11 protein-coding genes are annotated in these 11867 nt (G+C 52.1%); 5 read left to right on the forward strand and 6 right to left on the reverse strand.

Annotated elements, in window-relative coordinates:
* The first annotated feature begins 137 nt into the window (after positions 1–137).
* Complete coding sequence (locus JI735_RS07415; RefSeq protein WP_039834695.1) at positions 138–857, forward strand: SDR family oxidoreductase; 720 nt, start codon at positions 138–140, stop codon at positions 855–857.
* A 114-nt stretch (positions 858–971) separates the two neighbouring features.
* Here the strand turns inward: JI735_RS07415 and greA are convergent, their stop codons facing one another.
* Complete coding sequence (greA, locus tag JI735_RS07420; RefSeq protein WP_039834696.1) at positions 972–1451, reverse strand: transcription elongation factor GreA; 480 nt, start codon at positions 1449–1451, stop codon at positions 972–974.
* 211 nt (positions 1452–1662) lie between these two features.
* Between greA and JI735_RS07425 the strand changes: the two genes are divergently transcribed.
* The gene (locus tag JI735_RS07425) at positions 1663–3093 is read left to right on the forward strand and encodes an FAD-dependent oxidoreductase (protein ID WP_411830114.1); all 1431 of its coding nucleotides are present in this window, start codon (positions 1663–1665) and stop codon (positions 3091–3093) included.
* Between the two features lie 151 nt (positions 3094–3244).
* Here JI735_RS07425 and JI735_RS07430 read toward each other — a convergent pair whose 3' ends face one another.
* Positions 3245–4726 (reverse strand): MDR family MFS transporter, encoded by a 1482-nt coding sequence (locus tag JI735_RS07430; RefSeq protein WP_039834698.1) that lies wholly within the window; start codon positions 4724–4726, stop codon positions 3245–3247.
* 162 nt (positions 4727–4888) lie between these two features.
* Here JI735_RS07430 and JI735_RS07435 point away from each other — a divergent pair, with 162 nt between their 5' ends.
* The 3 genes from JI735_RS07435 (at position 4889) to JI735_RS07445 (ending at position 7431) form a co-directional block, all read left to right on the forward strand.
* Positions 4889–5434, forward strand: coding sequence for a MarR family winged helix-turn-helix transcriptional regulator (locus JI735_RS07435; protein ID WP_233476302.1), 546 nt, complete (start codon positions 4889–4891; stop codon positions 5432–5434).
* A gap of 64 nt (positions 5435–5498) precedes the next feature.
* Positions 5499–6668, forward strand: coding sequence for an ATP-grasp domain-containing protein (locus tag JI735_RS07440; RefSeq protein WP_039834699.1), 1170 nt, complete (start codon positions 5499–5501; stop codon positions 6666–6668).
* A 13-nt stretch (positions 6669–6681) separates the two neighbouring features.
* Positions 6682–7431 (forward strand): esterase family protein, encoded by a 750-nt coding sequence (locus tag JI735_RS07445; protein ID WP_039834700.1) that lies wholly within the window; start codon positions 6682–6684, stop codon positions 7429–7431.
* Between the two features lie 153 nt (positions 7432–7584).
* On the opposite strand, the gene JI735_RS07450 is transcribed toward JI735_RS07445, so the two are convergent.
* From JI735_RS07450 to JI735_RS07465, 4 genes are all read right to left on the reverse strand, one after another.
* Positions 7585–7872 (reverse strand): DUF6509 family protein, encoded by a 288-nt coding sequence (locus JI735_RS07450; protein ID WP_039834701.1) that lies wholly within the window; start codon positions 7870–7872, stop codon positions 7585–7587.
* A gap of 457 nt (positions 7873–8329) precedes the next feature.
* Positions 8330–9424, reverse strand: coding sequence for a dual-specificity RNA methyltransferase RlmN (gene rlmN, locus JI735_RS07455; protein WP_039834702.1), 1095 nt, complete (start codon positions 9422–9424; stop codon positions 8330–8332).
* A gap of 303 nt (positions 9425–9727) precedes the next feature.
* Entirely contained in the window at positions 9728–11110 is a 1383-nt protein-coding gene (locus JI735_RS07460; RefSeq protein WP_039834703.1) for a polysaccharide deacetylase family protein, read from the reverse strand.
* Between the two features lie 5 nt (positions 11111–11115).
* Complete coding sequence (locus JI735_RS07465; RefSeq protein ID WP_233476303.1) at positions 11116–11781, reverse strand: hypothetical protein; 666 nt, start codon at positions 11779–11781, stop codon at positions 11116–11118.
* Positions 11782–11867: the final 86 nt, after the last annotated feature.

The following is an 11867-nucleotide window of genomic DNA, read 5'->3' on the forward strand; positions in this document are numbered from 1 at the left end:
GTTCATACCCGACAGCTCAGCCCCCGCACAAAACTTCCTCTTGGGTAACTGTATGTGCAGAATGTAACTACTTCCCCAAAGGAAGTATTAGGATTATACTCTCCTCACAAGGCAGTTCACTTTGAGGAGGAATCGACATGTTAACAGGACAGAAAATAGTAATTATCGGCGGCAGCTCGGGCATCGGTCTGGCAACCGCGAAACTCGCCGCTGCGGAAGGGGCCGAAGTGGTCCTCGCCAGCCGTTCAGCACAGAAGCTGGAGCAGGCCGCAGCGGCATTGGGACCTGATGCAAGCGTGGCAACCTATACGCTGGATATTACGTCCGAGGCTCAAGTGCAGTCCTTATTCGCAGAGCTGGGAGCCTTCGACCATCTGGTGATCACCGCAGCCGAGACCAGCGGTGGCCCCTTTCTCACCACAGCCACCGGTGCCGCCCGGCAACTGATGGACAATAAGTTCTGGGGCCAGTATTATGCGGCCAAATACGCCGCGCCGCACCTGAACCCCCACGGCTCCATCACCCTGTTCTCGGGGGTTGTAGCCTTCAAAGCCATGACGGGATCGTCTGTACTGGGCGCAGTAAATGCAGCCGTAGCCAACCTGGGCCAGACCCTGGCTCTGGAACTGGCCCCGCTGCGGGTGAACACCGTATCGCCGGGTATCATCGACACCCCCTCCCGCGCGGGAATGGCCGAAGAGGCCCGCAGTGCTTTTTACAGCAGCGTAGCGGCTAAGCTGCCCGTACAGCGCGTAGGCACAGCTTCGGACGTGGCCGAAGGCGTGCTCTATCTGATCCGTAACGGCTTCGTAACAGGCACTGTGCATCATGTAGAGGGCGGGCACACCCTGATTTAACCGGGCTGCTCGGAGAGAGCTTAGCCTGGGCTATTTCCTCAAAAAAACCTGCCCCCTTAACGATACAGGAGGCAGGGTTTGGTTTTGCAGGGTTTGGTTTTGAGGGGCTGCTTCTTACAGCAACTTGATCTCCAGCAGCTCATATTGGATAATCCCCATGGGTGCATTTACGCTGATGATGTCCCCGACCTTTTTGCCGAGCAGCTCTTTGCCCAGCGGACTTTCATACGAAATCTTGTTGTTCAGCACATCAGCCTCAGCCGGTCCGACGACTCTATATTCAATCTTCTCAGAGTACTCCACATCATTCAGGGTGACAAGGGAGCCGACACTGACTTTGCTCAGATCCATACTGCTCTCATCCACAATCTGTGCTTTGGTCAGCATTTTCTCCAGAATCATGATGCGCGTCTCCATAAACGACTGATCTTCCTTCGCCGAATGGTACTCGCTGTTCTCCTTAAGGTCCCCGTAGCTGATCGCCAGCTTAAGCCGGGCCGCAAGCTCCTTGCGCTTCACGGTCTTCAGCTCCCTCAGCTCTTCCTCTAATTTGGCCAGACCCTCTTTTGTCAGAAACACTTCTTCATTCGACATGTATACAACTCCTACTTTCGCTCGCTTTATTATATATTCTACCCCATAATCGGGTAACATGCGAAGAGAAAGCGCCGCCGCAAATTGCCACAAATCCAGCACAGGTAAAACCACCCAAAATCGTTTAGAATATTAACAGGTGCTTTTTAATGCTTAAGTACAAGTATGGTACCCAATCCACAATAGTCAGGAGTACAAGAAGTCCATGTTCATGCAATCCCGAAAATTCCACCGTATTAAAAGCTGTCTGGCGGCACTGGTTCTCCTGTCGGCAGCAGTCCTGCCTGCCACCGCTGCGGCGAAGCCTGCAGCCACCTCTACTGCGCCCGCGGGCTATGATGTCGTTGTCATCGGAAGCGAAATTCAAGGCGCACTGCTCGCCAAGGAAGCCGTCAAGGCCGGACTGAAAGTGCTGATGCTTGATCCCCGCAGCAAACCGGGCGGCGAATTGATTCAAGGGCAGATGTTCTTTCTCGATGATGTGAATGACAACCAGAAGAGAAGCCTCGTACAGGGCGAGATCAAAAACCTCTTCAATGGCTACAAAGCCGGAACCATCCGCAATGCTGCCGATTTCCAAAAGTATTATAACAAGGTGATGCAAGGCATTCCGCTGAAGAGCGGGATTGTTCTGGACCGGGTGGACACAAAGGGGACAAGCAGCGGGAAGATGCTGAGTGCTCTCACCTATCACGGCAAAGACGGCGTCAAGGTTACGATTCAGTCCCGGTATTGGGTGGAGAACACCGATTACAATGCCCTAAGCGGGAAATTGAAGGAAGCCCGGATTCCCGGAATGGAAACGATCTATAACAGTACAGTGCCCGATTATATGGCGGCAACCTATATGCTTAATTTCAAGAATGTGGACTGGAACCTGCTGCATCAGCGCATTCTGGAGGATTATCCGCTCACCAATGTCCGCAAGAAATATGGCCCCAACACCTATGTGGACTGGCACTTTGCAACAGGGTTCAGCAACATTACCAATAGATACGCCACCAAGGATAGGCAGCTCCGGCTGCGCGGATTAAACGCTTCCTACCAAAAAAATGGCCAGGTGATCATCAACGGCCTGCTGATTTATGATGTCAATCCTGCAGACCCTAAGTCTGTGGAGTCTGCGGTACGAAAAGGGAAGGCTGAGGCCCCTTACATTCTGAGCTTTTTGCGCAAGAATATCCCCGGGTTCGCCAAAGCCGAACTGAACGGATTCCCCGAGTACCTCTATATCCGTGACTATAACCGCTATGAGACCAAATACGTTCTGGAGTACACGGACTTAATGTCCAGCCGGATGTTCTGGGACAACGTGAGCATTGGCGGGTATTCCATTGATCTGCAGGGAACCCGGGCGATTCCTACCGGAATCGGCTTTGGCAAGCCGGACCGTTACGGGCTGCCGCTGCGTTCCTTTGAGCTGAAATCCTATGACAATGTGCTCGTAACCGGAAAAAATGTGGGCGCCAGCATCAAAGCCTATGGCAGTGCAAGAATCATGCCTACCACCGCCTTAGCAGCTCAGACCATCGGCATCATTCTGGGGCGGGAGCGGAGCAAACGGCTGGACGATCTGAATGTGGAAGATTTCAAGAGAATCCGTGCCTACCTGAAAAAGGATTATCAGATCAGCCTGCAGTAGGCTGATCACCGATTATACAAGAAACAGCCCCTGCAGGTCCGTTAGGAACCAGCAGGGGCTGTTTGCGGATTTACAAGCAATCCGGCTGAAGCGGAGACGGTTGCTTGACCAGGACGGCCCGGCTGTTCGTCCCCTGCTTGCCGACGACGTATTAACTGTTTGCTTCCCGCTTGACGGCCGCTACGTTCAGTACTGCCGCTTGGGGCTTGGCTGTTCCGGTTCTGAGCAGGAAGGTCAAAGGAATCGCCAGAATCCCGATCACTGTGGCGGTCAGGAACACATCCTGAACCCCCATTGTCATGCCCTGCGCCTTAAGCAGCGCCCCTGCCGCAGATGCTCCGCCGCTAAGCTCCTTCTGATGTGTCAAGGCTCTCGATGCCAGCAGAGAGCTGAAGATAGCAATCGACAGCGCTCCGGTCGCTTGACGTACCCAGTTGGTGACGGAGGAAGCATGGCCGGTGATCTGCTTCGGCACGGAAGACATTCCTGCATTCGTAACCGGCATAAAGGCCAGGGCAATCCCGATGTTGCGGACCGCCATCAGCCAAGCGAGCTGGACATGGGTAGTGGCAAGTGTGAGATGACTCAGCTCCCAGGTGGAGGCAGCCAGCAGCAGAATCCCGCCAAGAATGAGCCAGAACGGCCCAACCTTGCTGTAGAGCTTGCCGACAACCGGGGACATGACGGCCATGGCGATGGAGCCCGGCAGCAGAACCAGCGCTGTTGTGAGCGGAGTGGACTGCCGGATATCCTGCAGAAAGACCGGAATCAGGAATGTTCCCGAATAAAGGGCAACCGTGATGATGCAGTTGATAATCAGACTGTAAGTGAAGCGGTTTTGCCGGAATACCTTCAGATTCAGGAGCGGCTCCTTCAAGGAGAGCTCCCTGCGGATGAAGTACATCAGTGCAATGGCTCCGATGATCAACAACGCCAGTACTTTCCAGGATGCCCAGCCCCAGCTATTCCCTTTATTAAAGGCCAGGATAATGAATGCACTGCTGAGAATAACCGTTACAAAACCCGGCAGATCAAAGCTTTTGGTCTCTCCGGCATTACGCTGGAACGGCAGGCACTTCAGCGCGACAGCAATCGCTATGATCCCAATCGGGAGATTAATCATGAACAGCGATTCCCAGCCAAAATATCCGGTCAGCCATCCCCCGAGTGTCGGTCCAAGAGCGGGTGCCAGCATGGAGGATAAGCTCCAGAGACTCATTGCGAATGCCTGCTTTTCCTTTTCAATAAATTGATAAATCATGGTCATTGTGGTGGGAATGATCAGTCCGCCGAATACCCCCTGCAGAATACGGAAGATCACCAGCGAGTGGATGCTCCAGGCGATCATGCACAGCCCTGAGAACAGCGTAAAACCTGATAACGCGAACACATAGAGGTATTTATAGCTCCATTTGTCACCAAAATAGCCCACCACCGGCGCGATCACGCCTGTAGCGAGCAGGTAGCCGGTAATCATCCACTGCACGGTCCCGATCTCCGCATGAAAATCCTTCATAAACACCGGAAACGCCACGTTAATGGTCGTCGTACTCAGGATCGCCATGAAATTCCCGAAAAAAACAGCTAAAATGATCAGCCAAAACGATGAATTGCGAGCCGTGTGATTATTCAATTCGTTCTCTCCTCCGTTAAAACCAAGGAAATCAGACCAGCTTCCTCTGCAATTTAGGTGTATAATACAACAATAATGTTATATGTGTATTATACAACTACATTCATGAAAGTCAATATGACTTGTTTCATACCGTTTCATAATTGGCTGCGGTTTTTGCTTGTGGTCCGGTATGTTCACTATAATAATGGAGAAGAGTATTCAGTAAAGGAAGGAAACTATGCCATGGATGATAAAAAGGATGACAAAAACCTGGAGTCTCTTAACAATGAGCTGATGACACTCATCCGCCGGTCCTCTCTGGACAAGAAGCACGGCGGGCTGGACCGCTCGACATATACGCTGCTCTACCATTTGGCTCATCATGAGAAGGTTGGGGTGAAGGCACTGGCCGAAGAGTTCGGCCTCGACACTTCTACGATCAGCAGACAGACCAGTGTGCTCGAAGCCAAAGGTTATGCCGTCCGGGTACCTGATCCGATGGACGGAAGATCAAGCTATTTTGAGATCACCCTGCTTGGCACACGCAAACTCGAAGAGGCACGGAACATCCGTCTGGAGCGGTATGGAGAGATCTTTGCGGACTGGTCCCCGGAAGACTGCCACACCTTCAGCGGGCTGCTGGCCAGACTGAACCGTAAACTGGCGCAGCGCAGCGCCGAGGCGAAAGGATTGACGGAAGAGGCTGAAGCTGGTAGATTGAATTAATCATACAATATAAGTCGGAATTACAATGCGGACATATTAAATTTTGCCAAAGGAGCTGGGCAGCGTGAACTTTATCTTCTTTTCTCCTCATTTCCCCAGGAACAGCGCGGACTTCTGCAGTCAGCTGCATCAGCAGGGTGCTACGGTACTCGGGATCGGCGATGCCGAATATGATCAGCTGGAGGACAAGCTGAAGTCGGCATTAACGGAGTATTACAAGGTAAGCAGCTTGGAAAATTACGACGAGATCCTGCGGGCTGTAGGCTACTTTACCCATCAATACGGCAAAATTGACCGCTTCGAATCCCTGAATGAATATTGGCTGGAGCAGGACGCTGCGATCCGCACGGATTTTAACATTTACGGCACCAAGACGGATTTTGTCTACAACCTGAAGCAGAAATCCAAGATGAAAGAGTTTTTTCGCAAAAGCGGGGTTAGCACGGTCCAGTTCTCCACAGGCACTACCCGGGACAGCGTCCAGGACTTTATCCGCAGCACCGGCTTTCCGCTAGTGGTGAAGCCCGACCTCGGCTCCGGGGCCAGCATGACCTACAAGATCAATAGTGAAGCTGAGCTGCAGCAGTTTTTTGACACCAAGCCGGATGATGTGGCTTTTATTATTGAGGAGTTCATTGACGGCGTCATTCTGACCTATGACGGGCTGGTCGATATTGAAGGCAACGTCCGGTTTGCGGTCAGCCACCTGTTCGAAAACAGCGTGATGGATGTTGTCAATACGGACAACCACCTGTACTATTTCTGTCTTAAGGATGTCAGTCCTGAGGTTGAGCTGGCCGGGAGGAACATTCTGAAGGCTTTTGGTATTAAAGAGCGCTTCTTCCATATCGAATTGTTCAAGTCAAATAAGGATGGCCGGATCATTGCCCTTGAAGTGAACATGCGTCCACCCGGCGCTTGGATGACCGATGCGATCAACTTTTCCTATGATGTGGACGTATACAGGGAGTGGGCGCGTATGGTTGTGCACAATGAGGCCCTCGGCCCTTTTGAAGGCAAATATTATACCGGCTATGCCAGCCGCAAGCAGCACAAGCATTACTCCCACAGCCACGAGGACATTTACCGGACGTATGGGGACAAGATCGTCAATTATGCCGGGATTGAAGAAGTGTTCAGCCGGGCCATGGGGAACAGCGCCTATCAATTCCGTTCTGCCGATCTGGCGGACGTCAGGGACATCGTGAACTATATTCAACAAGAAGAGGGATAGGATGTGTTGACGGATGAGGATAAGCTACCATAAAGAATACAGCCACCACCTTCACAGAGATATGGAATACAAAGTGTACGGCCATGCCGGCAAGCCGATGCTGGTCTTTCCAACTTCATTGGGACGCTTCTACCAGTACGAGGATTCCGGTATGATTCAGACGCTCTCGGAATTCATCGATGCAGGCAAGCTGCAGATCTGGGCCTGCGACACCCTTGATGAGGAGACCTTCTTCTCCGGACACTGGAACCATGAGGATAAGGTGCAGCGGCATGAGCAGTACGACAAATACATCATGCAGGAGCTGATTCCAGGCATCCTCCACTCCAGCAAAGAGAGCAACGGCGGCAGCGGCCAAAAGATTCTCATTTCGGGCTGCTCCATGGGCGCATACTACAGTGCCAGCTTCTTTTTCCGCCATCCGCATGTTTTCGATACCCTAATTGCGCTTAGCGGTGTCTATTCCACCTATTACTTCTTCGGTGATTATATGAGCGAAACGGTCTACCTGAACTCCCCCCTGCATTACCTGCCGAACCTGGCCGATGACGATTACCTGAACGCCTACCGCAGCAGCCGGATTATTCTCTGCGTCGGCCAGGGCGCCTATGAAGACGAAATGCTCCATGAGACCCGCTTGCTCCAGGACCTGCTCCGGCGCAAGCACATTCCGGCGCAGATTGATTACTGGGGCCACGATGTGGATCATGACTGGCCCTGGTGGAACAAGCAGATTCATTATTATGTAGGCGGGTGCTTGTAGGCAGACCCTGCTGCTAATTTAGTCAATAGACATCCATGCCGCCATGCGGCTGTCCAATAAACGCAAATAGACCGCTCCCTCCCAAGGTATGCGGTCTATCTGTTCGGTATCCATTGGTGGAACCCTTGCGGAACCGCCGAGACATGTGCCTGCTTAAGCCGGCAGGTGCTCCTTACAAAACAGGACCAACGCGGCCTCTTCATCCTCTTCCATATCAAAATCCAGAATCCGGCCGGTTGTGGTCTCAAGCAGATCGTAGTTGATAATGCTTGCTTCCTCATCCTCCACCTTCACGATCACCCGTGCAGATACACCATTTTCTTCATACAGCTCATCCTCCTCCGGCACATCCAGATTAATGACGAACTCATATCGCTTGCCGCTTAAAATCCCAAATGGATCTCTTACGTTCTCCACGGTGTAGCTTGTAAATGTCAACATTTCGCATTCCTCTTTTCTTCAATCATCTGGCTATTGTATCATACAATCCACGGCAGAAGCTTCCACAATTACCGCAGCTGAACAAATCACTCTGGGCAATGGAGATTACGTTGTAATCAGGATGATTCCAATATACTACAGCCATGCAGTTCCATCAGTCCGCTCCTGTCCTCTTTCCGCATCAATTGTGCCGGCATCCTCATAAGCTTCGGGCATAGCCTACTCTTTTATACCCGATCCATATACAGAAGGCGGTTTATACTGGCAAAGGGAGGAACCGCTGCGCAGTGTATATTTGCGCAAAAACCGCAGTGACGCCCACTGGGAACTGCCTGCCGGTAAATACAAAAGCGGTGCCAGGTGGAAGGCCGCCTGGCACCGCTCTTTTGTAATTGAAGGGGCGGCTCATTCAAAGGTATTTCTACCTTTGATTTCGGCGATCCGCGCGCGGCGCGGGCTACCCGGCAGCCACGCCGCTCGGGCTAGCGCCGCCTTTAGCCTTTTGGATCTGCTTGCTGCGCAGCTGGCCGCAGGCGGCATCGATATCGACGCCGTGCTCCAGGCGGGTGCTTACGCTGACGCCCTGCTTTTTGAGCGTATCGAAAAAGGCCCGCACGGACTCGCGCTCGCTCCGCTGGTATTGGCTGTGCTCATCCACCGGATTGTACGGGATCAGGTTCACGTTGGCCATCTGCCGGCGGTCCCCGATCAGCTCGGACAGCTCCAGGGCATGCTCCTGGCGGTCATTGACATCCTTGAGCAGAATATACTCCAGGGTAATTCTCCGGTTCGTCTTTTCCAGATAGTAATCGATTGCGGGCATTAATTTCTCTATAGGAATGGCGCGGTTGATCTTCATGATCCGTGTCCGCAGCTCATTATTTGGCGCATGTAAAGAAATCGCCAGGTTAACCTGCATATTGGCATCGGCGAATTCTCTGATTTTGTCAGCCAGACCGCTTGTGGATACCGTGATGCCCTTGCCGGCAATCGCCAGTCCCTTGTGATCCTTAATGATCGTCAGGAAATTCAGCAGATTCGTAAAGTTATCGAATGGTTCGCCGATCCCCATTACCACCACATGGCTGACCCTCTGACCAAGCCCCAGCCCGTCCAGATGATGCTGGACCTTCATAATCTGCTCAACAATCTCTCCGCTGGAGAGGTCACGGCTCTTCGCCAGCAGCCCGCTTGCGCAAAAGCTGCAGCCGATGTTGCAGCCCACCTGTGTCGTCACGCAGACGGACAAACCGTATTTCTGCCGCATCAGCACCGTTTCGATCAAATTGCCGTCCTTCAGGCGGAACAGGAACTTGATGGTGCCGTCAGCCGACTCCTGCTTCACATGCTCATCCATCGTTTGAAAAACAAAATGCTCGGACAACAGCTGCACCGTCTCGCCGTTCACCTCGGTCATTTCCGCAAAATCCTTCACCCGCTGGCGGTACAGGGATTCCCATATCCGGGACGCGCGGGATTTTTTATGGCCGTGCTCTACGAGCCAGGACGCCAGTTGCTCCAAAGTTAATCCATAAATGGATGGTTTATTCATGATTTATCCTCTTTTCAAAACATTAAAGTTCAATTCATTCTACCTTGCAGAGCCCCGTCTAACAACATGCACTTATTGTCTCAAATTTTTTTTATTAAAACAAGAAGAATCCCCTGCTGTTCCCGCTTTAACCACAAATTGCAACACGCTGTAAGCCTCAAGAAATGCACTGTTCCTGCAATGAGAAAATATTCCGTACAACATCCGCCGCAGCCAGCCATTAACCGAGCAGCATTGATCCATATAAAAAGCGTACCCGCCACTTCGGATACGCTTTTTGTAACGTGAACAGCCGCTGCCCCCTTATCTGAAAATGGCGAATTTCAGCTGTTTGCTTTTAAGATATTCTATAATTGCAGGCAGTGCTTTGACCGTTACTGCTTTTTCATGCAGAAGATAGATGCCCCCGGAGGGATCGGTATTGTGAAAATATCGGGTGATCTGCTCCGCAGTATCCGCCTTCCAGTCTTCAGGATCACGGTTCCAGAGCAGCACCTTCAGCTTCTGCTTCCCGGCTTCTGCAGCCAGGGAGCCGTTGATAGCTCCATAAGGCGGACGAAACACGGTTACCGGTCTTCCGGTATTCTGCTCCAGCACCTGGACTGACCGCAGCAGGTTATTGTGATTCTCTCCGCTGCTGTTTTTCGTCAGGTCACTGTGATCCCAGGAGTGACTGCCCACCGGCATCCCATGTTCATCGGCATAGCGGACCGCCTGCGGGTAATGCTGGGCGTTCTGGCCGATGAACAAAAAGTTCGCTGCCACTCCATGCGCCAGCAGAATATCGACAATTTCCTGAGTATATTTCGACGGGCCGTCGTCAAAGGATAGAGCCACATACCCTTTGGCCAGACTATATTCATAGCTGCTTCCGTCCAGCTCCAGGGTTTCAACCAGCGGACTCTGTGCCTCTTGTAGCTCTGATTCTGCCTCTGGTCCTGGTCCTGGTCCTGCTTCCGCCTCTGGTCCTGGTTCTAATTCTGCAGCTAGCTCTGATCCTGCCTCCCCTTCCGGCTCCAGCACTTGTCCGGTTTCCGGCACAGGTACAGCCTCAGTATCGGCCTCAGTACTTTGATATGCCGCCTGATGAATCACAGGGACATTGGTCACCGGAACACTGCTGCGGGCAGAGAGCTCCTGTTCATTGAAGTCTTCATGGGCTTCAGCACTGTTGAACACGGTGCCATCCATCCGCAGGAAGAACAGTACGAACAGCAAGCTGAATAAAATACACCTCAGGACAATCGGCCGGGCCAAGCGGAAGGTTCCGGCACTGCGTGTGAGCGGCCCCGTCTGCTGCGGCTCGGGTGAAGGCAGCTCCGTTGGAACCGCGTCTGCTTCAGGCGGCGGAAAGGTTAGCTGTTTTAATTGAAGCAGCTGCGAGACGTAAGCTTCCGAACAGGCAAAATAGAGTGTCTCGGAGTAGGTACTGTTCATTTTGATAAGAGAGCTGAAATATGTACGGCGAAAGGGGTCCCACTTCGGGTAAAGCGACAACCGTACTCTATGTCCTTGAGAAGAGGCCAGCATATTCATTTGCAGGTATGTAAATTCATCGATGAGGAGAACTTTTCGGGTGAATCCGCCGCTGCCGGTTAGACCTACCTCCAGCTGATAGCCGTCCTGCTTATGTTCAAGCGACAGCAATTCTACGATCAGCGCGGCTTGTTGTTCAAGAAGAGGCATGGATGTTATGTATTCCCGTTTCCGTCTGTGATATCTCCGCTTGGGGTGTTCCCCCCAAAAGGCACTGTCATCCGTGTGGCGAAATCGTTAATCATGCTGGAGAGGTAGGCTTTCTCCTGCCGGATTGTTTCGTATTTCTGTTTCACATGGGCATTCTCGGTTTCGAGACGTCCGATCTTTTCTTCCAGCTCGTTCATTTTCTTCAGCTTTTCCGAAATGGCATCATTATGCTTCTGGACCAGATTGGCATACTTTTGCCGCTCCAGCTCAATGGTGCTCTTAAGCTCATCCATTTCCGAAGACAGGGTGCCGTACATTTCACGGTGGTCCTCCATAACCTGATCGACCTTCAGATTGCGCTCCACCAGCTTATGTTCGAGCTCCAAAATACTCTTCTCCCGCTCTTCAATAACCTTGTTCAGGTTCTTCAGATCCTTGTTCAGCCGCTCCACATGTCCGCTGGTATGGGTCAAACGGTCCTGAAGCTCATGATTGGTCGTCTCTGCATGGGTTCTGGCCTGGATCATCTGCTCCACAGCAAAAATAAGATCCAGCGATTTCTTATCCAACTGCGCTTTGCCGGTGGAAATGAGGCTGGACAGGCTCTCGCCCGTTTCATTATTCACCTTTTCTTCAGGCGGCTCTTCCGCCAATTGAATCTTTTGAACCACGCCGGGCCTGGGCTGCTTATCCGCCGCCGCGTCCTTTTTCTTGAAAAAGGGGTCGCCATCTATGCTATCACCTCATTATATTGTCA

This window comes from Paenibacillus sonchi (assembly GCF_016772475.1).
Classification (GTDB): domain Bacteria; phylum Bacillota; class Bacilli; order Paenibacillales; family Paenibacillaceae; genus Paenibacillus_AQ; species Paenibacillus_AQ sonchi.